The organism is Mesorhizobium sp. WSM1293 (assembly GCF_000513875.1).
GTDB lineage: Bacteria > Pseudomonadota > Alphaproteobacteria > Rhizobiales > Rhizobiaceae > Mesorhizobium > Mesorhizobium ciceri.
On record NZ_AZUV01000004.1, the window covers coordinates 16889 to 37470 of the forward strand.

The window sequence follows — 20582 nt, forward strand, 5'->3', positions numbered from 1 at the left end:
GGCCTTACCATTTGACGCTGAAGCCCAGATTGCCTTCGAGGATCCGACGCTTGTCGCCACCGAGATTGGTGGTGTAGTCGCCGGTGGCGAAGATGCTGACCTTGTCCGTCACCTTGGCAATCACGCCGCCGCCGAACTCGAACGAGGTCGATCTGCCCTCGGTCGAGATGTCGGTGGTGTCGAAATTGACATGGCTGGTGCCGCCGAAATCGTGCCAGATGTTGGCCTTGAGATACGGCTGCAGCGCCATGCCATTGATCGCTGTTTCGCCTTGCAGCCGTGCGCCGAGCCGGCCGGTCACGCTGCCGTCCGTATCGAAGGAAACCGAAGCAAAGCGGTCCGACGCATCGTCGAGCGACAATTGCTGCCAGACCAGTTGCGCCTGCGGTTCAAGCGTCCAGCCTTGCGCCAGCGCGATGGGATAGCCGCCTTCCAGCGAAGCGGTGACGCCGGTCCCGCCGACGTCGATGCCAATGTCGCGCGACGATGTTGCGTTGCCGCCGAAGAAGGTGGCCATGAGGACGCCGTCCAGGTACCAGCCACCCTGACCGATCCGGGTCCAGTAGCCGCCGACACTGGTGCCGTTGATATCCATGCTGCCGACGGACAGATTGTCCCTGCCCAGCGCCTGGCCGCGCACGTCGCCATTCATGCTGGCATAGGCGACGAACAGGCCGGCGCGATCGGTCTGGCCCGACGCGGTTTCGCGGCCGAACAGATCGAAGCCCGCCTGGAGGCCGAACAGGGTGCCGTCAAAGGACGGCGATACCGTTCCTGAATAGGCCATCTTGCTGTCCTGACCGAAGATGCGGCCCCAGACCGGCGACAGCTCGGTGTTCGACAACAGGCTCTGCTCGCCGCGCCGTTCGTGGAAGGTGCCGAGCGTCGTCATCGCCAGATGTTCGGCGACCGGCGGCAAGGCCGAATAGACCGGAACCTCGATGCGATAGAGCAGGATTTCCTCGCCCGCCGCCGGTGTCGGCAGGTCGGGCACCTCAGTTGGCACCACCGGCGGTGGCGGGGGCGGATCCGCCACTGGTGCCGGTGGTGGTGCCGGTGGTGTCGCGGGCGGCGGATCGGTCGGCACGACCGGCGGCGCCGTATCAACCGGATCGGGATCGCCGGGGGTGGATTCCGGCGGAGGCGGTGGCGCAGGGTCGATGGGCGGCGGCGGCGGCGGTTCGGCCGCCGGCGGCTCAGGTGCCGGCGGCGGAGCAGGTTCCAGCGCCGGCGGGGCTGCGGCCGGCGGGGCCGGCGTGTTCAGCGTCGAGCGCAGGTACCAGTTCTCCTCGCTGCCGGCGCTGACGCCGCCCTTGAACAGATAATATTCAAAGGCACCGGCAGCGACCGGGGCGTCGAGCGCGAATGTCGTGGCGCCCGAGGTGGCGCCGTTGATTGCCTGGATGACCATGATGCCGTCCTGCGTGGTCGCAGCCCCCGCGCCGCCGAGATTGACCACGGAGATGCCGGTCGAACCGGAAGCCGTTCCGCTCGACAGGACCAACTTGTCGGATGCGGAGGAATCGTCACCGAGCTCGGTCTGGATAAGCAGCAGGCCACCCAGGCCGACATAATTGCCCGAAATCGTCAGGCTGTCGGTGGCGCCGGTGCTGCCATTGGTCAGGTCGATGCGGCCGGCATTGGTGACCTGCGCCAGCTGGCCTGCCGTAAACGCCTGGATCGCCGCATTGAAGCCGCCGCCATAGAGCGTGCTTGCGGCATCGACACTGAGCGAACCGGTGCCGGTGCCGCTGTCGCCGAGCACCAGATTGCTGTCCATCGTCAGCTGGGTGTCATTGGTGGCGTCGATGCTTTCCCAGTTCTGGAGCCGGCTGCTGCCATCCAGTTTGACGTTGTCCAGGGTCAGCGCATCGGTGCCGGCACCACCTGATATGGCATCCGTGGCACCGAGATTGGCGTTGGTGAGGTTGCTGAGCCTGGCGGTGTCGTTATCGCCGCCGAGATCGACGGAACCATAGATGATGCCGCCACCGTTCCAGACGAAATTGTCGGCGCCAAAGCTCATCAGTATATCGCCACCGACCGTGCCGCCGGTGACCGTGACGCTGTCATTGCCGCCGCTGACGCTGATGTTGCCGCCGATGGTGCCGCCCGACAGGATGATCGTGTCCTTGTCGAAGCCGGTGACGAGGTTGCGGTCGATGGTGCCGCCTGACATGTTGAAATAGTTCTGATCGAGCTTCATGTTGACCCGGCCGATGCGGCCACCGGTCATCACGGCGTGGTCGCCATCGTCGAAGAAATCGACGATGCGTCCGCCGGTCATGGTGAAGGTGTCGAGGCCGTCGCCCTGGTTGAGCGAGCCGATCTGGCCGCCGCTCATGTTGAAGTCGTCGATGCCGGCGCCCTGCTGGACATTGCCGGCGACGGTGCCCGCGCCAATGGTGAAGAAATCCGTGCCGCCACCCTGATCGACGGCGCCGGTGATGGTTCCGGACTGCATGTCGATGCGGTCCGTGCCGACGCCAAAGGTCACATTGCCTGATATCTGCCCGGTGCCGCCGGCGGGAAAATTCAGCGTGTTGTCGCCGTCGAGATCGGTGAGGCTGCCGGCTGAGTCGCCGCTGTCACAGGTGTAGACGGTGTTTCCGGCGGATGGAGCCAGCACGCATGCGGCAAACGCGGCGGAGTTGGGCAGCAACGCAAAAGCTGTAGTTGAGAGGATGCTAATAAGCCACGGATGTAACGGATGCGGCTTTCGCCGTTGCGAAGCAATTGTCACCTGCGCATCCGCCGAACGACTGTTCGGAAGCGAGTTCTTCACATGCCGCATCGCGTCCCCTCTCGATTCGCGATTTCCAGCCCCCGCCAGCCGCCGCAATGAAGACACAATTCATTCAATTTTACAAAGCCTAATCTGCCCCGCATGGTTGCTAAACTGCAAAGACTACTGAAAGGTCTGGCGTAGCGCACGGTTGGCGTGTCCGTGGCCTATGCTTTAGGATCGCTTTGGGCCGAAGGATCAAGGGCCTGTCACGGGTCGATAAAGGACATCGCATGGCAATCAGGGACGCATTCGGCCTGGCACTTTCGGGCGCGACGGAGGCGGGATTCACGCCTTACAACCAGGCAGTGCGTGAACTGCAGTGCTTCATCGGCGATCCCGTAGCCTCCGTCGACCGGGCCATCGCGGAAGATCCCGGCTTCGTCATGGCCCATGTCTTCAAGGGATATCTCTTCGGCCTCGCCACCGAGCGGGAGGCGACGGCCGTGGCCAAGGCTTGCCATGAGGCCGCACTGCCGCTTGCCGCGACCACGCGCGAGCGGGCGCATGTCTCGGCCCTTGGCCATCTCGCCAGCGGGCGCTGGCATGAGGCCAGCCGCGTTCTCGAGGACATCACCATCGAGACCCCGCGCGACGGGCTGGCGCTGCAGGTCGGCCACCAGATCGATTTCTTCACCGGCAATGCCCGCATGCTGCGCGACCGCATCGCTCGTGCCCTGCCTTCGTGGCAAAGCGGCATGCCCGGCTACCACGCCATGCTCGGCATGCAGGCTTTCGGGCTGGAGGAAATGGGTGACTATGTCAGGGCCGAGCAGCTTGGCCGCGAGGCAGTCGACATCGAGCCGCGCGACGGCTGGGCGCAGCACGCCGTCGCCCATGTCATGGAGATGCAAAGCCGGCAAAGGGATGGCATTGCCTGGATGCGCGCCAATCCGGAAGCGTGGACACGGGAGAGCTTCCTGCAGGTCCACAATTGGTGGCACCTGGCGCTGTTCCACTATGATCTCGGCGAGACCGACGCGGTGCGGGCCCTCTATGACGGCCCTATCTACAGCGTGCAATCGACGATGGCGCTCAACATGGTCGATGCCTCGGCAATCCTGTGGCGGCTCCACCTCGGCGGCGTCGATGTCGGCGACCGCTGGGCGGCGCTCGCCGCCAACTGGGGCAAGGCGGGAGCGGGCCTTTATGCCTTCAACGACGCCCACGCGATGATGGCCTTCGTGGGTGCCGGGTTAGATGCGCCGGCCCTCGCCTTGCTCGAAGCTCAGCGCGAGGCCATGCGTGGCAGCGACGACAATGCGGCTTTCACGCGGGATGTCGGCCATCCGCTGACGCTCGCCATCAAGGCATTCGGTGAGGGCAGCTACGCCGAGACCGCGCGCCTGATCCGGCCGATCCGGGCGATCGCACATCGTTTCGGTGGCAGCCACGCCCAGCGCGACGTCATCGACCTGACGCTGATCGAGGCGGCCTTGCGCGCCGGTGAGGGTGCGCTGGCCAAGGCGCTCACGGCGGAGCGTTCGATGGCGCGGCCCGACAGTCCGCTGTCAGCGCTGTTTGTGCGACGCGCCGCCGATTTGTCGGAGAATTGACCCGAAGCGGATCTTGTTTTAAAAACTGGCCAAGCCAGATTTTTTCGAGACCCGAAAAAATTAACTGGCGTGGGAGGAAGACATGTATCTGGGCCTCGATCTCGGGACGTCGGGCGTCAAGGCGCTGCTGATCGATGCCGGGCAAACCGTCATCGGTTCCGGCCATGGTTCGCTTGATGTTTCACGGCCGCACCCCGGCTGGTCGGAACAGAATCCCGAGCACTGGATCCGGGCCTGCGAAGACGCAATCGCCGAGCTCAAATCCTCCCATCCGCATGAACTCGCGGCAGTCAAGGGCATTGGCCTGTCCGGCCAGATGCATGGCGCCACGCTGCTTGACGCCGCCGACAAGGTGCTGCGCCCCTGCATCCTGTGGAACGACACGCGCAGCCATGCCGAGGCCGCCGTCCTCGATGCCGATCCGCGTTTCCGCGCCCTGACCGGCAACATCGTCTTTCCCGGGTTCACCGCGCCGAAACTGGCCTGGGTGAAGAACAACGAGCCCGCTGTCTTCGCCAAGGTCGCAAAAGTGCTGCTGCCCAAGGATTTCCTGCGGCTCTGGCTTTCGGGCGAGCACATTTCGGAAATGTCGGATTCTGCCGGCACGTCCTGGCTCGATGTCGGCAAGCGGCGCTGGAGTGCGGATTTGCTCGCGGCGACATCGCTCGATGAAAAGCAGATGCCGTCGCTGGTCGAGGGTACGCAGAAGGCAGGCGCATTGCGCAGCGAATTGGCATCGAAGTGGGGCGTCCAGGCCGGCATTCCGATCGCCGGTGGCGCCGGCGACAACGCGGCCTCGGCCTGCGGCATGGGCACGGTTGGCGCCGGCCACGCTTTTGTTTCGCTCGGCACGTCGGGTGTGCTGTTTGCCGCCAACGCTTCCTACCTGCCCAACCCGGCTAGCGCGGTTCACACCTTCTGCCACGCGCTTCCGAACACGTGGCACCAGATGGGGGTCATCCTGTCGGCAACCGATTCGCTCAACTGGCTGTCGGAAATCACCGGGAAGAGCGCCGGCGAGTTGACCACTGAGCTCGGCGACACATTGAAGGCGCCGAGCGGCGTGTCCTTCCTGCCATACCTCTCGGGTGAGCGCACGCCCTACAATGATTCCGCCATTCGCGGCGCGTTCACCGGGCTGGCGCATCAATCGAGCCGTGCCGTGCTGACCCAGGCCGTGCTGGAGGGTGTAGCCTTTGCCTTCCGCGACAGCCTCGAAGCGCTGGCCACGGCCGGCACAGCCTTGACGCGGGTGACGGCGATCGGCGGCGGTTCGCGCTCACGCTACTGGTTGAAGGCGATTGCCACCGCGCTTCAACTGCCTGTCGACATTCCTGCCGACGGCGACTTCGGCGCCGCCTTTGGTGCCGCGCGGCTCGGCCTGATCGCGGCGACGGGCGCCGATCCGCTCGAAATCTGTACGGCCCCGAGGACGGACGCAACTATCGAACCGGATGCGGCGCTCGGCGGCGCCTATGCCGATGCCTATCAGCGCTACCGGGCGCTGTACCCGGCAATCAGGGTCGCCACGGCGTGAGCGGTCTTTCGCCCACGCCGCGGCTGTCCGGCTCACTGCGCCGGCACCTTGTCGAGAAAACCGGTGACGCTCTTGAGGCGGCCGTTCTCGATGATTCCGATGTCGGTACCTTCGATCACCGAAGGCGTCCCCTCAGGTCCGAGATTCCACGAGAAGCGGATCTTGTCGGCAAAACCGTCCGGCGTACCCTTCAGCGAGAACCGGAAACCGGCAAAGCGCTGCTGCACGCCGTCGATCAGAGCCGCGACGCCTTCATGGCCATCACCCTGCATGAGCGGATCGCGGTAGCTGACGTCTTCCGTGAAGGTCGCCTTGAGCAATTCGGCCCGGCGGCCGGCATCGCTTTCGTTCCAGGCGGTGATGTAGTTTTTAGCGATCTTGGTGAGGTCGGTCATGGTCTGTCTCCTTCGTTTGGTGGCTTTGACATGACCCTTTTCAACCAGCGCCGGCGTGAAACCAATTACGCCTGAGGTAATGGCGTCAGAACTTTGTGAGAGGACAGAAATCATGAGCAGTGGATTTTTCGGCGACATCCAGAAGATCAAATATGAAGGGCCGGATTCGACCAATCCGCTGGCCTATAGGTTCTACAATCCCGATGAGGTCGTCGCCGGCAAGCGGCTGGAAGATCATCTGCGCTTCGCCGTTGCCTACTGGCACTCCTTTGCCTGGCCGGGTGGCGATCCGTTCGGCGGCCAGACTTTCGACCGGCCGTGGTTTCCCAAGGCCGGCGGCGTCGACACGATGGAGCTGGCAAAACTGAAAGCAGACGTCGCCTTCGAGATGTTCTCGTTGCTCGGCGCGCCCTACTTCTGCTTCCACGACGCCGATGTACGGCCGGAAGGCAAGGATTTTTCCGAGAGTGCGGCGCGCCTCGATGAGATCGCCGACTACTTCGCGGGCAAGATGAAGCAGACCGGCGTCAAGCTGCTTTGGGGCACCGCCAATCTGTTCTCCAACCGCCGCTTCATGTCGGGCGCGGCCACCAATCCCGATCCGGATGTCTTTGCCTACGCGGCGGCGACGGTAAAAAGCTGTATCGACGTCACCAAGCGGCTGAAGGGCGAAAACTACGTGCTGTGGGGCGGGCGCGAAGGCTATGAGACCCTGCTCAACACCGACCTTGCGCGCGAGCAGGAACAGGCCGGCCGGTTCCTCAGCATGGTCGTCGACTACAAGCACAAGATCGGCTTCAAGGGCACGATCCTGATCGAGCCGAAGCCGCAGGAGCCAACCAAGCATCAGTACGATTACGATGTCGCCACGGTCTACGGCTTCCTCAAGCGCTTCGGGCTGGAGAAGGAGGTCAAGGTCAATATCGAGCAGGGCCACGCCATCCTGGCCGGCCATTCCTTCGAGCACGAACTGGCTCTGGCCAATGCGCTCGGCATTTTCGGTTCGATCGATATGAATCGCAACGACTACCAGTCGGGCTGGGACACCGACCAGTTCCCCAACAACGTGCCGGAAATGGCACTGGCCTACTACCAAGTCCTGCAGGCTGGCGGCTTCAAGACCGGCGGCACCAATTTCGACGCCAAGCTGCGCCGCCAGTCGCTCGATCCGCAGGACCTGCTGATCGGCCATATCGGCGGCATGGACTCTTGCGCTCGCGGCCTGAAAGCTGCGGCGCGCATGGTCGAGGACAAGGCACTGTCGGCGCCGCTGGCCGAACGCTATGCCGGCTGGAACACGGCCGAGGGCAAGGCGATGCTTGCCGGCAAGCGCACGCTTGAGGATATCGCCGAGCGTGTCGTCAAGAAGAAGATCGAGCCGCAGCCGAGGTCCGGCCGCCAGGAACTGCTGGAAAACATCGTCAACCGCTACGTGTAGGGCGAGCGCCGCTTCATCTTTGGACCGACATCCGGCGCCACTGGCTGAAAGCCGCCGCCATCGCCATCTGCTAGTCAGCCCACTTCGCGACAAGCTGCCGAGGATCGCACAGATCTTCGGCAGCCTGCGTGAGACCAGGACGCTACACGTGTCACCGAAAGAGGACCCGTGCGGCGGCATGTCGTCGTCCCAAATCGCTGTGCACTTTGGGCGACATGCATTGGCAGGAGACGGAAATGGCAGAGGATCGAATCATTGTGCGCCCGGCGCAGGCGAGCGATATTCCGGCGCTGAAGCAGGTGCTGCAGGAAACCTTCGAAGGCACCTGGCTGCCGAACATCACCGAAGCAGCCGCGCAACGCTATGTCGAGACGGATATTGGCGGGCGCTATGTCGACCAGAGCTGGCCTGAATTCGCCGTTGCCGAGATCGATGGCGAGGTCGCCGGCTTGATCCATTGGCGCGCGGATTTCATCGAGGCCCTGCACGTGATGGCATCCCGTCAAGGCCAAGGTGTCGGCCGCAAGCTGCTTTCCCATGCCGAACAGGCGGTCAGTGCGGCCGGATTGGCGCAGGCGCGGCTGGAGACCGACACGTTCAACCTGCCCGCACAAGCACTCTACAAAGCGGTCGGCTATATCGAGAAAAGCCGCTATCCCGATGACGAATGGGACAGTGGCTTCACCACGGTGCTGTTCGAAAAGCGGCTTTGAGCAATTCCAGGAAAAGTGGGTAACGGTTTCCCCGGGAAAAGCGTACAGCGCTTTGCCTTGGGAATTGCGCAATCCAACAATAGATTTCTCGTTGACCTGACCTGCCTGGGCGCAGGAACAGCTTTGCGCATGGCCCGGTCCAGCGACATGGTTTTGCCCTTCGACGCCCTTCAATGACCTCGCTCTTGCCTTCAAACTGCCGTCACGAATCTCGTATAAGAGTGGCTCGTGGCGGGAGAGGAAGAAGGAGGCGAACCGATATGCAGAACGAACGTGAAATCGACGCCCTGCTCTCACCTGGCGAGGCTGGATCGATCATCGACCGGCTGATGGCAATGCCGCATCCGAAGGACGGCACGCGCCGCTCGAACGAATGGGATCGCGCTGTGGCCAGCCGTTTCGAGACCCATCTTGCCAAGCAAATGCGCTCGCAGATCGACGGCGGCAGCGACCGTCAGAACGCTGCCTGATTCTATCATAGTCAGCCCCGGCGCAGCCTGACCGGCGCTTCGCCGAAAGCCCTTGAAAACGCTCTTGAAAACGCCGCGGCGGATGAGAATCCGGTCCGCCCGGCAATATCGGCCATGGCGATCCTTGTATCGACCACCAGCCGGCGCGCGGCGCCCAGGCGCAGCCTGAGATAATAGGCGCCCGGTGTCTCGCCGATCGATTTGCGAAAGATGCTCTCCAGCGTCCGTGCCGTCACGCCGGTGCGCTTGGCCACCGCTTCAATGGTCAGCGGCTGGTCTACATGCGCTTCCATCAGCCGGATCGCTTGCGCCAGCCGCGGATCGTAGCCATCGAGCCGGCCGAGCGAGACCAGCGGCTGTGCGTCGGTGGCGGCGCGCGCCTGGTCGTAGATGAAGACGCTGGCGACATCGAGCGCGACGGCCATGCCGAGCCTCGTGCGGATGAGATGCAGCATCAGGTCGAAGGTCGGCGACGCGCCGCCCGAGGTGAACACCGGCCCGTCGATGACATAACGGTCCGGACGCACGTCGACGCCGGGAAAGGCCGAGGAAAAATCCTCCATGTCTTCCCAGTGGGTGGTGGCGCTGCGTCCTTCCAGCAGGCCGGCGCGCGCCACCAGCCAGGTGCCGGCTTCGACACCGCCGCACGCGCGCGCCGTGCGTGCGGCCCGGCGCAGGCCGGACAACAGAGCCGATGTCGCATAGTTCTGGGTGCCGAAGCCGGCGACGACGACAAGAACGTCGGTCGACTCGCCCGCATCGAAGCGGCCGCCGACCGCCACCGGCAGGCCGCAAGTGGTGACTGGAGCCTCGCCGGTCACCGAAACCAGCTTGAAATCGAACAGGGTCTCGCCGGAGATGCGGTTGGCCGCGCGCAGTGGATCGACGGCGGATGCGACGCACATGATCGACGAACCGGAAAATACCAGCAGCGTCACCCTAAGCGGCGAGCGCTCGGCGCGAAAGATCGTTGGTTTTTCGCTTTTCGTCATGGAAGCTTCGTAAAACGCAAAACAGTTTCCGGCAAGTCGGGCATTGTTGAGGTCTATTTCTTTCGGAGGAGAGTTCCATGCCGCTTGCGATGAACCGTGAGGTCTTCATTACCTGTGCCGTGACCGGGTCCGGCGGGTCGCAGGACCGCAGCCCGCATGTGCCGCGCTCGCCCAAGCAGATCGCGGATTCCGCCATCGATGCGGCCAAGGCGGGCGCCGCCATCGTGCATTGCCATGTGCGCGATCCCGAGACCGGCAGGCCGAGGCGCGACGTGCATCTCTACCGCGAAGTGACCGAGCGCATCCGCGCGGCAGAAGTCGACGTCATCCTGAACCTGACCGCCGGCATGGGCGGCGACATGGTGTTCGGATCGCCGGAAGCGCCGCTGCCGCTCAACGAAAAAGGCACCGACATGGGCGGTGCCACCAACCGCATGGAACATGTGCGCCAATGCCTGCCGGAAATCTGCACGCTCGACTGCGGCACCATGAATTTCGCCGAGGCCGACTATGTCATGACCAACACGCCCGGCATGCTGCGCGCCATGGGCGGCATGATGACGGCGCTCGGCGTCAAGCCGGAGATCGAGGCTTTCGACACCGGCCATCTGTGGTTCGCCAAGCAGTTGGTCGAGGAAAAGGTGCTCAACCCGGATGCGCTGGTGCAGCTTTGCATGGGCGTGCCGTGGGGTGCGCCTGATGATCTCAACACCTTCATGGCCATGGTCAACAATGTGCCGTCGACCTGGAACTGGTCGGCCTTCGCCATCGGCCGCAACCAGATGGCCTATGCCGCGGCGGCGGTGCTGGCCGGCGGCAATGTCCGCGTCGGGCTGGAGGACAATCTGTGGCTCGACAAGGGCGTGCTGGCCACCAACGCACAGCTGGTCGAGCGCGCCGCCAGCATCGTCACCAATCTCGGCGCCAGAATCCTTGGACCGGAAGAGGTACGGCAGAAGCTCAACCTCACCAAGCGGGCGCCGATCGCGGCATAGATTATTCGTCGGGAGGGTCGGCATGACTACCGTAAAATTCACCGCGATGAAGGATGGCGACCGGGACGACTACGAGTTCCTGACCGCGCATGAAATCGACTATGCGGCCAGGACCGGCGAGCGGCTGGTCGACGCGCTGGTGCAGCTCGACGCGGGTCTTTCCGGCTACAAGATCACCCGGCTCGGCCATTCGCTGCAGGCAGCGACACGTGCCTGGCGCGACGGCGCAGACACCGACTGGATCGCTTGCGCGCTGCTGCACGACATCGGCGACATCTATGCGCCTTACAATCACGACGAATATGCCGCTTCGATCCTGAAACCTTTCGTGCGCGAGCAATGCACTTGGGTGGTGGAAAAGCATGGCGACTTCCAGCGGCTCTATTATGCCCATCATCTCGGCGGCAACCGCCACGCCCGCGACCGCTTTGCCGGCCATGCTTATTTCGACGATTGCGACCAGTTTTGCGAACGCTGGGACCAGTCCAGCTTCGACCCCGACTATGACACGCTGTCGATGGAATTCTTCCGGCCCTTCGTGCTCGAAGTCTTTGCCCGCAAGGCCTACGATCCCTCGGTGATCCGAGCCGGCGAGCGCGTACCCCTCATCGATCCCGCAACCGCCGCGACAAGAACCGGAGCTTCAGCATGAGCATCATCAACAAGGCAGCTGCCATCGGTGGCGGTGTGATCGGCGCCGGCTGGGTGGCGCGCCTGCTGCTCAACGGCATCGACGTGTCGATCTTCGATCCCGATCCCGAGGCGTCGCGCAAGGTCGGCGAAGTGATGAAGGGCGCGCGCCGCGCCTACAAGCAGATGGTGCCCGGCGGCCTGCCGAAAGAGGGCAAGCTGACCTTCGCCAAGACCATCGCCGAAGCGGTCGCCGATGCCGATTTCATCCAGGAGAGCGTGCCGGAGCGGCTCGACCTGAAACACCGCGTGCTGGCCGAGATCGACGCTCACGCGCCGGCCAACGCGATTGTCGGCTCCTCGACTTCCGGTATCAAGCCGACCGACATGCAGGTGGCGATGAAGAAGCATCCGGAGCGGCTGGTCGTCGGCCATCCGTTCAACCCGGTCTATCTCCTGCCGCTGGTGGAGATCGTCGGTGGCGAGCAGACCTTCCCCGAGGCGATCGAGGTCGCCAAGGAGATGTATGCCTCGATCGGCATGAAGCCTGTCGTCATCCGCAAGGAGATCGAGGCCTTCGTCGGCGACCGCCTGCTCGAAGCGGCATGGCGCGAGGCACTTTGGCTGATCAAGGACGGCATCTGCACGGTCGAGGAACTCGACGACATCATGCGCTATGGCTTCGGCCTGCGCTGGGCGCAGATGGGCATGTTCCAGGTCTATCGCGTCGCCGGCGGCGAGGCCGGCATGCGCCACTTCATGGCGCAGTTCGGGCCGTGCCTGAAATGGCCATGGACCAAGCTGATGGACGTGCCTGAGTTCAACGACGAACTGGTCGACCTGATCGCCACGCAGTCGGACGAACAGGCGCATGGGCTGTCGATCCGCGAGCTGGAAAAGATCCGCGACGACAATCTGGTCGCCATCATGGATGCGCTGTCGAAACAGAACAAAGGCAAGGGCTGGGGCGCCGGCGCGCTGCATAAGGACTATACCAGGCAGCTGGCCAAGCTGGCGGCGAAGAAGCCCATGGCCTCCAAGGCGGCCGAGAAGGCCAAAGCCTTGAAACCGGTCAAGAAAGCCGAAAAGCCGAAGAAAAAGACCGGCAAGAAGAAAGGCTGAGAGCATGGATTTCGGGCTGTCGGAGGAACAGAAGCTCATCGTCGAGACGACGCGCGCGTTCGTCGAGAACGAGCTTTACCCGCATGAGCGCGAGGTCGAGCGCACCGGCGTGCTGCGCCGCGACCTGATCGAGGAGATCAAGGTAAAGGCGATCGAGGCAGGGCTCTATGCCGCCAACATGCCGGCCGATGTCGGCGGAGCGGGCCTCGATACGGTGACCTGGCTGCTCTACGAGAAGGAACTCGGCCGCGCCAATTACGCGCTGCACTGGACCTGCGTGGCGCGCCCCTCCAACATCCTCCTGGCCGGCACGTCCGAGCAGCGCGAGAAATATCTGTTCCCCTGCATCCGTGGTGAGAAATGGGACTGCCTGGCCATGACCGAGCCGGGCGCCGGCTCCGATTTGCGTGGCATGAAGGCAACCGCCGTGCAGGACGGTGACGACTGGGTGCTGAACGGCACCAAGCATTTTATCTCCCACGCCGACCTCGCCGACTTTGCCATCGTTTTCATGGCCTCAGGCGAAGAGGATTCGCCGCGCGGCAAACGCAAGAAGATCACCGCCTTCTTCGTCGATAAGGGCACCAAAGGCTTCACCGTCCGTGACGGCTACCGCAACGTCTCGCATCGCGGCTACACCAACGCCATCCTCGAATTCGACGATTGCCGGCTTCCCGCCGCCCAGGTGTTGGGCGAAGTCCATAAGGGGTTCGACGTCGCCAATTCCTGGCTCGGCGCCACCCGGCTGCAGGTCGGCGCCACCTGCCTCGGTCGCGCCGAGCGTGCGCTTGGCCATGCCGTCGAATACGCCGCGCAACGCCAGCAGTTCGGCCAGCAGATCGGCAAGTTCCAGGGCGTATCGTTCAAGCTTGCCGACATGGCGACCGAATTGAAGGCCGCCGACCTGATGGTGTTCGAAGCCGGCTGGAAGTACGATCAGGGCACCGTCACCGACCAGGACATGGCCATGGCCAAGCTGAAAGCCACCGAAATGCTCGCATACGTCGCCGATGAAGCGATCCAGATCCATGGCGGCATGGGGCTGATGGACGATCTGCCGCTGGAGCGCATCTGGCGCGACGCGCGCGTCGAGCGCATCTGGGAAGGCACATCCGAGATCCAGCGCCACATCATTTCAAGGGCGCTGCTGCGCCCGTTCGGGGCATAACATATGCATAAACTGGAGCGTCTCCTGCGGCCTAAATCGATCGCCGTCTTCGGCGGCGCGCAGGCCGCAGCCGTCGTCGCGCAATCGATCAAGATGGGTTTTGCCGGCGAGATCTGGCCGGTGCATCCGACCAAGGACGAGGTTGCCGGTCGCAAGGCCTATCGTTCGGTGGCTGACCTGCCCGGCGCGCCGGATGCTGCCTTTGTCGGCGTCAACCGGCATTTGACCATCGAGGTGATCAAGGCGCTGGCCGAACGCAGCGCCGGCGGCGCCGTCTGCTTTGCCGCCGGCTTTCTCGAAACCGAGGCCTATGACGATGATGGCGAGCGGCTGCAGGCCGAGCTGGTCGCGGCGGCCGGCCAGATGCCGATCATCGGGCCGAATTGCTACGGCCTGATCAATTATGCCGACGGCGCGCTGCTGTGGCCCGACCAGCATGGCGGCATAAGACTGGCCGAGGGCGGCAAGGGCGTCGCCATCATCACCCAGTCCTCCAACATCGCCATCAACATGACCATGCAGAAGCGCGGCCTGCCGATCGCCTTCCTGATGACCGCCGGCAACCAGGCGCAGACCGGCCTATCCGAAATGGCGCTCGGCCTGATCGAGGATGAGCGCGTCACGTCGCTCGGCCTGCACATCGAGGCCTTCGATTCGGTAGCCGGCTTCGAACGGCTGGCGGCACGAGCCCGCGAGCTGAAGAAGCCGATCATCGCCATGAAGGTCGGCCGTTCCGAACAGGCCAGGCAAGCGACTGTCTCGCATACCGCGTCGCTCGCCGGCTCGGACGCGGCCTCGGGTGCGTTCCTGCGGCGGCTCGGCATTGCGCGTGTCGATTCGATCCCCGCCTTCATCGAGGCGCTGAAGCTGCTGCACATCACCGGACCTTTGCCCGGCTATAGGCTGTCGTCGATGAGCTGCTCCGGCGGCGAGGCCTCCGTCATGGCCGACAGCGCCGAAGGCCGCTGGGTCAATTTCCCTGTGCTGACCGACAGCCATCGCGCCCATGTCAAATCGACGCTCGGGCCGCTGGTCGCGGTCGCCAATCCCTTGGACTATCACACCTTCATCTGGAACAACGAGCCGGCGATGACCGCCACCTTCACCGCCATGGTGTCGGGCGGTTTCGACCTCAACATGCTGGTGCTCGATTTTCCGCGACCCGACCGCTGCTCGGTCACCGACTGGTGGGCGACGTTGCGCGCTTTCGAATCGGCGCTCAAGACCAACAAGGCGCATGGTGCGATCGTCTCCTCGCTGCCGGAGAACCTGCCGGAGGAATACACCGCCGAACTGATGGCGCGCGGCATGGTGCCGTTGTTCGGCATTTCGGAAGCGATGGATGCAGCCGGCGCAGCAGCCTTCATCGGCTGGGCTTGGGCTGAACCGCAGGCGCAGCCGATCGACACGTCGGCCTCCGGCGCCTCTGGCGGGGACCACGTCACGCCCGACGAAGCCGAGGCGAAGTCACGGCTGATCAAAGCCGGCCTGCCGGTGCCGAAGGGCGAGCGCGCCGCCAATGCCGTCGAAGCGGTGATTTCGTCGATGGCGCTCGGCTTTCCCGTCGCGTTGAAGGCGCTCGGCGTCACCCACAAATCCGAAGTTGGCGCTGTCAGGCTCAATCTCAGGGATGCCGAATCCGTCAGCACCGCAGCGCATGACCTGTTGCCGCTCGGCACCGGGCTCTATGTCGAGCGCATGGTGCGCGACGGTGTTGCCGAACTCATCGTCGGCTTCACCCGCGATCCGATGTTCGGCGCGGTGATGACGCTCGGCACTGGTGGCGTGCTGGTCGAGCTGTTGCGCGACAGCGTCACGCTGATGCTGCCGGCGACCCGCGACGATATCGAGGCGGCGCTGCGCGGCCTGAAACTGTTCCCGCTGCTCGAAGGCTATCGCGGCCGGCCGAAGGCCGATGTCGCGGCTGCCATCGATGCTATCTCTGGCATTGCCGCCTTCGTGCAGCAGAATGCCGGTGAGATCGAGGAACTGGACATCAACCCGCTGATCGTCTGTGCAGAGGGCAAGGGCGCCTGGATCGCCGACGCGCTGCTGGTGCTGGGAGAGAACAAGAATGTCTGACGTCATTTCGACCCGCCGCGAGGGCACCATCCTCGAAGTCACCCTCGACCGGCCCAAGGCCAACGCCATCGACCTGAAGACCTCGCGGCTGATGGGCGAGACCTTCAAGGCGTTCCGAGACGATCCGGAATTGCGCGTCGCCATCGTCAAGACCGCTGGCGACAAGTTCTTCTGCGCGGGCTGGGACCTCAAAGCAGCTGCCGGCGGCGATGCGGTCGACGGCGACTATGGCGTCGGCGGCTTTGCCGGCCTGCAGGAGCTGCGCGACCTCAACAAGCCGATCATCGCGTGCGTCAACGGCATGGCGGTCGGCGGCGGCTTCGAGCTGGCGCTGTCCTGCGACCTCATCTACGCCTCCGATCATTCCTCCTTCGCGCTGCCCGAGATCCGAGCCGGCACGCTGGCCGACGCGGCGACGATCAAGCTGCCGAAGCGCATCCCCTACCATGTCGCCATGGACCTTCTGCTCACCGGCCGCTGGATGGATGTCGCTGAAGCGCATCGCTGGGGCTTGGTCAACGAAGTGCTGCCCAAGGAAAAGCTGGAAGATCGCGTCTGGGAGATCGCCCGGCTGCTCGCAGGCGGCCCACCGCTGGTGTTTGCCGCGATCAAGGAGACGGCGCGCGTGGCCGAGGCGCTGACCTTCCAGGACGCCATGAACAAGGTGACCCGCCGGCAATTGCCGACGGTCGATGCGCTCTATGGCTCCGAGGACAATATGGAGGGTTTTCGGGCTTTTGCGGAGAAGCGTGAGCCGGTGTGGAAGGGGAAGTAAGGATTGTTGCCGAAATGACGGCGCTCACCCCCCTCTGTCCTGCCGGACATCTCCCCCTCAAGGGAGGAGATTGGCAGCTTCGATCTCTGCACTCTTCTTGCGACGCAGAAGGTTGGCGAAAGCCTTCGCAACATCCGATCTCCCCCCTTGAGGGGGAGATGTCCGGCAGGACAGAGGGGGGCGCCCAGGCTCAGCCTTGGCCGCCTCTCCAGCACCCATGACCGACTACATCAAGCTCATCGATGCCGAGACCTGGGCCTTCATCGAGCGGACCAATTCCTATTACCCGCCCGATACGATCGACTACACGATCGCGCAGCAGCGCGAGATTTACGACCGCATGTGCCGGGAATTCTTTGCCGGCTACCCCGAGGGCGTCGCTGTCGAAACCTCCGCCATTGCAACGCCGACGCATGACATCCCGATCCGCATCTACCGAAGCACACTTCAGGAAGCCGTGACGGTGCTCTATGTCCATGGCGGTGGCTTCATCCTTGGTGGGCTGGACAGCCACGACGATGTTTGCGCGGAGCTGTGCTCGCGCACAGGCTATGAGGTGGTCTCCGTAGATTACCGGCTGGCGCCGGAACATTTGCATCCAGCCGCCTTTGACGATGCCATGAGCGCCTTCGAATGGGCCGCCGCCAATCGCGATCATCCTATCGTGCTCTGCGGCGACAGCGCCGGCGGCAATCTCTGCGCCGCCGTCAGTCACGCCACGCGCGGCCATTCGAAAAGGCCGGTCGGCCAGGTGCTGATCTATCCCGGCCTCGGCGGAGACCGCTCGAAAGGCTCCTATGTCAAGCACGCCGAAGCGCCGATGCTGACCGTGCGCGATCTCGAATTCTACAAGCACATTCGCACTGGAGGGCAAGACCGTAGCGGCGATGCGACGCTGGCCCCGCTTGCCGACACCGATTTCTCCAACTTGCCGCCGACAGTGCTGATCACCGCCGAATGCGACCCGCTGTCATCGGATGGCGAGACCTATCGCGACCTGATCATCACGGCAGGTGGCCACGCGACGTGGTTCGAGGAGCCGGGATTGGTTCACGGCTATCTCAGAGCCCGGCACACGGTTGGCCGCGCCCGCACCAGCTTCACCCGGATCGTCGATGCGGTGACCGCGCTTGGACGGGGCGGCTGGCGCTGGTGATCGCGGCAAAACTCTGAGGACCAAGTGGCGCCCCTTCACGCCACCGAGGCAGCCGCTGCCCGGCCGGCGCTGCGGCCGGAAAAGATGCAGCCGCCGAGGAAGGTGCCTTCGAGCGCCGCATAGCCATGCACGCCGCCGCCGCCGAAACCGGCGGCTTCGCCGACGGCATAGAGCCCGGCGACCGGCTGCCCATCTGCCCCCAGCACGCGGCTGTCGAGATCGGTCTGCAGGCCGCCCAGCGTCTTGCGGGTCAGGATGTTAAGCCGCACCGCGATCAGCGGGCCATTTGCCGGATCGAGCATCTTGTGCGGCTTGGCCGTGCGGATCAGCCGGTCGCCGAGATAGGCGCGCGCGCCGCGCAGAGCGGTGATCTGCATATCCTTGGAGAACGGGTTGTCGAGCTGCCTATCGCGGGCGCGGATCTCGCGCTCGACTTGAGCCACCTCAAGCAGCGCCTCGCCGCCGGCCAGCGCGTTCATGCGCGCGACCAGCGCCGGCAAATCGGCCTCGACGATGAAGTCCTCGCCCTTTTCCATGAACGCCTTGACGGGGCCCGGAATGCCCGATGTGGCGCGGCCGAGCACCTGGCGCCAGCTCTTGCCGGTCAGATCGGGGTTCTGCTCGGAGCCCGACAGCGCGAACTCCTTCTGGATGATCTTCTTGGTCAGGATGAACCAGGAATAGTCGAAGCCGGTGCTCATGATGTGGGAGAGCGTGCCCAGAGTGTCGAAGCCGGGATAGAGCGGCACCGGCAGGCGCTTGCCGCGCGCATCCAGCCACAGCGATGATGGGCCGGGCAGGATGCGTATCGCATGGTCGGTCCAGATCGGCGCCCAGTTCTTGATGCCCTCGACATAGTGCCACATGCGGTCGCGGTTGATGATCGAACCGCCGGCCTGTTCCGTGATCGCCAGCATGCGGCCGTCGACATGGTCGGGCACGCCGGTGATCATGCGCTTGGGCGCCGCGCCCAGCCGCTGCGGCCAGTTTTCCCGTACAAGCTGATGGTTGGCGCCGATGCCGCCGGAAGCGACGATCACGGCTTGCGCGCGAAGCTCGAAATCTCCTGATATTTCGCGCGAACTCTTGTGGCCGCGCTCGGCGGTGCTCGGTTGCAGGATGTCGCCGCGCACCCCGTCGACAGTCGCACCCGTGCGGGTCAATTCATCGACCCGGTGGCGGAATTTGAAACTGATCAGTCCGCGCTTCTGCGCCTCGCGCACGCGCTGTACGAAAGGTTCGAGAACGCCGGGGCCCGTGCCCCAGGTGATGTGGAAGCGCGGCACCGAATTGCCGTGGCCGATGGCATTGCCGCCGCCACGCTCGGCCCAGCCGACCACGGGAAAGAATTTCAGGCCGCGCTGTATCAGCCAGGAGCGTTTTTCGCCGGCGGCAAAGCCGACATAGGCTTCCGCCCATTTGCGCGGCCAGAAATCCTCGGGCCGATCGAAAGCCGCGGTGCCCAGCCAGTCTTCCAGCGCCAGGTCATGCGAATCGCGGATGCGCATGCGCCGCTGCTCGGGCGAATCGACGAGGAAAAGGCCGCCGAACGACCAGAATGCCTGGCCGCCGAGCGACTGCTCCGGCTCCTGGTCGACGATGATGATTTTTTTGCCGGCCTCGGCGAGCTCGGCGGCGGCAACCAGCCCTGCAAGGCCGGCGCCGACAATGATCACGTCCGCATCGTCAGCCATTTTTCCTCCCAGAATTAGCCGGCTATTTCAATGCAACGAATTCAGACGGTCTCCCAGCCTTCTTTGCCGCCGGCGCGGAAGATGGCGTCGATGACTTTCTGATTGAGCACCGATTCCTCCAGCGTGAAGACGCGCTCCTTGCCGCCCTGTGCCGCACGCGCGAAGGTCTCGACCTCCAGCCGGTACTGCTGCGTGCCGGGAAAGCGGAAAACCTGCGCCTCGGTGTGGTTCTGGTTGTGCAGTTCGACGCGGTGGTGGTCGTAGAGCCCGGCATTGAAAGGCGAGAACAACTCGATGAAACCCTTCTCGCCGTGGAACACCATCACCTGGCGCGCCGCCATCTGCGTCGACAGATAGAACGACAGCTCGAAGTCACCGAAATCGGCACGGATCGAGGAGTAGATGTCGGTGCCGAATGTCTTGTCGCGCTCGATCCTCGCCTGCACGCGCAGCGGCTCCTTGCCGGTGGAAAAGCGCGTCGACACGGTCGGGTAAACGCCGATGTCGGGCAGCGCGCCGCCGCCGAGGTCGAGCTGGTTGCGCATGTTGCTGGGGTCGACGTTGTAGTAGGAGAACGCGCCCTGCACATGGCGCAGCCGGCCGATGGCGCCGCTGGCGATGAGCTCGCGCACCTTGATCCATTGCGGGTGGTAGATGACCATGAAGGCTTCGCAGACCAGCACCTTTTTCTGGTCGCGCAGCTTGATCAGCGGCAGGATGTCCTTGGCGTCGAGCGCCAGCGGCTTTTCGACCAGCACATGCTTGCCGGCTTCGATGGCCTTGGCCGCCCACTCGACATGCTGCGAGGTCGGCAGCGGGATGTAGACGCCGTCGACCTCGTTGGAGGCAAGCAGTTCCTCATAGGAGCCGAAGGCATGCCGCGCACCGAAGCGATCGGCCAGCGCCTTGGCCTTGGACAGGTCGCGGCTGGCGATCGCCGACAGCACGCTATTCTCCGCCTCGACCATCGCCGGCAACAAATGCTCGCGGCCGATCTTGGCCGTCGACAACACACCCCATCGGAACATCAGGCTTCTCCATCACGATTACAGGCGACGAGGTTTGCCCGAAATC

The 20582-nt window shown here is 64.1% G+C and carries 17 protein-coding genes; 12 read left to right on the plus strand and 5 right to left on the minus strand.

The genetic code is table 11. The features are described from left to right. Nucleotides 1-4 precede the first annotated feature (4 nt). A complete protein-coding gene (locus tag M729_RS0105545; protein WP_027161003.1) occupies nt 5-2794 on the minus strand; it encodes an autotransporter outer membrane beta-barrel domain-containing protein in 2790 nt (929 codons plus the stop codon). Between the two features lie 224 nt (nt 2795-3018). On the opposite strand from M729_RS0105545, the gene M729_RS0105550 reads away from it, so the two are divergent. Together M729_RS0105550 and xylB are read left to right on the plus strand one after the other, a co-directional pair. Beyond that, nucleotides 3019-4341 (plus strand): tetratricopeptide repeat protein, encoded by a 1323-nt coding sequence (locus tag M729_RS0105550; RefSeq protein WP_027161004.1) that lies wholly within the window; start codon nt 3019-3021, stop codon nt 4339-4341. An 82-nt stretch (nt 4342-4423) separates the two neighbouring features. After that, entirely contained in the window at nt 4424-5878 is a 1455-nt protein-coding gene (gene xylB, locus M729_RS0105555; protein ID WP_027161005.1) for a xylulokinase, read from the plus strand. 32 nt (nt 5879-5910) lie between these two features. Here the strand turns inward: xylB and M729_RS0105560 are convergent, their stop codons facing one another. Continuing rightward, nucleotides 5911-6273, minus strand: a complete 363-nt coding sequence (locus tag M729_RS0105560; protein WP_013528288.1) for a nuclear transport factor 2 family protein — start codon at nt 6271-6273, stop codon at nt 5911-5913. A 112-nt stretch (nt 6274-6385) separates the two neighbouring features. Between M729_RS0105560 and xylA the strand changes: the two genes are divergently transcribed. The 3 genes from xylA to M729_RS0105575 all read left to right on the plus strand — a co-directional run bounded on the left by xylA (nt 6386) and on the right by M729_RS0105575 (nt 8894). Then, nucleotides 6386-7711, plus strand: a complete 1326-nt coding sequence (gene xylA, locus M729_RS0105565; RefSeq protein WP_027161006.1) for a xylose isomerase — start codon at nt 6386-6388, stop codon at nt 7709-7711. A gap of 236 nt (nt 7712-7947) precedes the next feature. After that, nucleotides 7948-8424, plus strand: coding sequence for an N-acetyltransferase (locus M729_RS0105570; RefSeq protein ID WP_013528290.1), 477 nt, complete (start codon nt 7948-7950; stop codon nt 8422-8424). A 260-nt stretch (nt 8425-8684) separates the two neighbouring features. After that, nucleotides 8685-8894: a hypothetical protein gene (locus M729_RS0105575; RefSeq protein WP_013528291.1), complete on the plus strand. Its 210-nt coding sequence runs from the start codon at nt 8685-8687 to the stop codon at nt 8892-8894. An 11-nt stretch (nt 8895-8905) separates the two neighbouring features. On the opposite strand, the gene M729_RS0105580 is transcribed toward M729_RS0105575, so the two are convergent. Beyond that, nucleotides 8906-9886 carry a GlxA family transcriptional regulator gene (locus M729_RS0105580; protein ID WP_027161007.1) on the minus strand — a complete coding sequence of 327 codons (981 nt, stop codon included), beginning with the start codon at nt 9884-9886 and terminating at the stop codon, nt 8906-8908. A 77-nt stretch (nt 9887-9963) separates the two neighbouring features. On the opposite strand from M729_RS0105580, the gene M729_RS0105585 reads away from it, so the two are divergent. The 7 genes from M729_RS0105585 (at nt 9964) to M729_RS0105615 (ending at nt 17814) form a co-directional block, all read left to right on the plus strand. Next, nucleotides 9964-10881, plus strand: a complete 918-nt coding sequence (locus tag M729_RS0105585; protein WP_013528293.1) for a 3-keto-5-aminohexanoate cleavage protein — start codon at nt 9964-9966, stop codon at nt 10879-10881. Nucleotides 10882-10903: 22 nt separating this feature from the next. Next, nucleotides 10904-11533 carry an HD domain-containing protein gene (locus M729_RS0105590; protein WP_027161008.1) on the plus strand — a complete coding sequence of 210 codons (630 nt, stop codon included), beginning with the start codon at nt 10904-10906 and terminating at the stop codon, nt 11531-11533. Continuing rightward, nucleotides 11530-12633, plus strand: coding sequence for a carnitine 3-dehydrogenase (locus tag M729_RS0105595; RefSeq protein WP_024501970.1), 1104 nt, complete (start codon nt 11530-11532; stop codon nt 12631-12633). Before M729_RS0105590 ends, M729_RS0105595 begins: the two co-directional genes overlap by 4 nt. 4 nt (nt 12634-12637) lie before the next feature. Further along, on the plus strand, nt 12638-13801 hold the full coding sequence (locus tag M729_RS0105600) for an acyl-CoA dehydrogenase (RefSeq protein ID WP_027161009.1): 1164 nt from the start codon (nt 12638-12640) through the stop codon (nt 13799-13801). Nucleotides 13802-13804: 3 nt separating this feature from the next. Next, nucleotides 13805-15883: an acetate--CoA ligase family protein gene (locus M729_RS0105605; protein ID WP_027161010.1), complete on the plus strand. Its 2079-nt coding sequence runs from the start codon at nt 13805-13807 to the stop codon at nt 15881-15883. Continuing rightward, on the plus strand, nt 15876-16658 hold the full coding sequence (locus M729_RS0105610) for a carnitinyl-CoA dehydratase (RefSeq protein ID WP_013528298.1): 783 nt from the start codon (nt 15876-15878) through the stop codon (nt 16656-16658). The genes M729_RS0105605 and M729_RS0105610 overlap by 8 nt, the downstream gene beginning before the upstream one ends. Before the next feature lie 217 nt (nt 16659-16875). Beyond that, complete coding sequence (locus tag M729_RS0105615) at nt 16876-17814, plus strand: alpha/beta hydrolase (protein ID WP_027161011.1); 939 nt, start codon at nt 16876-16878, stop codon at nt 17812-17814. A gap of 35 nt (nt 17815-17849) precedes the next feature. Here the strand turns inward: M729_RS0105615 and M729_RS0105620 are convergent, their stop codons facing one another. Then, entirely contained in the window at nt 17850-19508 is a 1659-nt protein-coding gene (locus M729_RS0105620) for an FAD-binding dehydrogenase (RefSeq protein ID WP_027161012.1), read from the minus strand. Nucleotides 19509-19549: 41 nt separating this feature from the next. Beyond that, nucleotides 19550-20536 carry a Gfo/Idh/MocA family oxidoreductase gene (locus M729_RS0105625; RefSeq protein ID WP_027161013.1) on the minus strand — a complete coding sequence of 329 codons (987 nt, stop codon included), beginning with the start codon at nt 20534-20536 and terminating at the stop codon, nt 19550-19552. Nucleotides 20537-20582 lie beyond the last annotated feature (46 nt).

Bases quoted from the DNA above. Each gene is read 5' to 3' on its own strand.
- M729_RS0105625 (WP_027161013.1), bottom strand. From the start codon at position 20,536: ATGTTCCGATGGGGTGTGTTGTCGACGGCCAAGATCGGCCGCGAGCAT.
- xylA (WP_027161006.1), top strand. From the start codon at position 6,386: ATGAGCAGTGGATTTTTCGGCGACATCCAGAAGATCAAATATGAAGGG.
- M729_RS0105595 (WP_024501970.1), top strand. From the start codon at position 11,530: ATGAGCATCATCAACAAGGCAGCTGCCATCGGTGGCGGTGTGATCGGC.
- M729_RS0105615 (WP_027161011.1), top strand. From the start codon at position 16,876: ATGACCGACTACATCAAGCTCATCGATGCCGAGACCTGGGCCTTCATC.
- M729_RS0105600 (WP_027161009.1), top strand. From the start codon at position 12,638: ATGGATTTCGGGCTGTCGGAGGAACAGAAGCTCATCGTCGAGACGACG.
- M729_RS0105610 (WP_013528298.1), top strand. From the start codon at position 15,876: ATGTCTGACGTCATTTCGACCCGCCGCGAGGGCACCATCCTCGAAGTC.
- M729_RS0105570 (WP_013528290.1), top strand. From the start codon at position 7,948: ATGGCAGAGGATCGAATCATTGTGCGCCCGGCGCAGGCGAGCGATATT.
- xylB (WP_027161005.1), top strand. From the start codon at position 4,424: ATGTATCTGGGCCTCGATCTCGGGACGTCGGGCGTCAAGGCGCTGCTG.
- M729_RS0105545 (WP_027161003.1), bottom strand. From the start codon at position 2,794: ATGCGGCATGTGAAGAACTCGCTTCCGAACAGTCGTTCGGCGGATGCG.
- M729_RS0105605 (WP_027161010.1), top strand. From the start codon at position 13,805: ATGCATAAACTGGAGCGTCTCCTGCGGCCTAAATCGATCGCCGTCTTC.
- M729_RS0105575 (WP_013528291.1), top strand. From the start codon at position 8,685: ATGCAGAACGAACGTGAAATCGACGCCCTGCTCTCACCTGGCGAGGCT.
- M729_RS0105620 (WP_027161012.1), bottom strand. From the start codon at position 19,508: ATGGCTGACGATGCGGACGTGATCATTGTCGGCGCCGGCCTTGCAGGG.
- M729_RS0105580 (WP_027161007.1), bottom strand. From the start codon at position 9,886: ATGACGAAAAGCGAAAAACCAACGATCTTTCGCGCCGAGCGCTCGCCG.
- M729_RS0105560 (WP_013528288.1), bottom strand. From the start codon at position 6,273: ATGACCGACCTCACCAAGATCGCTAAAAACTACATCACCGCCTGGAAC.
- M729_RS0105590 (WP_027161008.1), top strand. From the start codon at position 10,904: ATGACTACCGTAAAATTCACCGCGATGAAGGATGGCGACCGGGACGAC.
- M729_RS0105585 (WP_013528293.1), top strand. From the start codon at position 9,964: ATGCCGCTTGCGATGAACCGTGAGGTCTTCATTACCTGTGCCGTGACC.
- M729_RS0105550 (WP_027161004.1), top strand. From the start codon at position 3,019: ATGGCAATCAGGGACGCATTCGGCCTGGCACTTTCGGGCGCGACGGAG.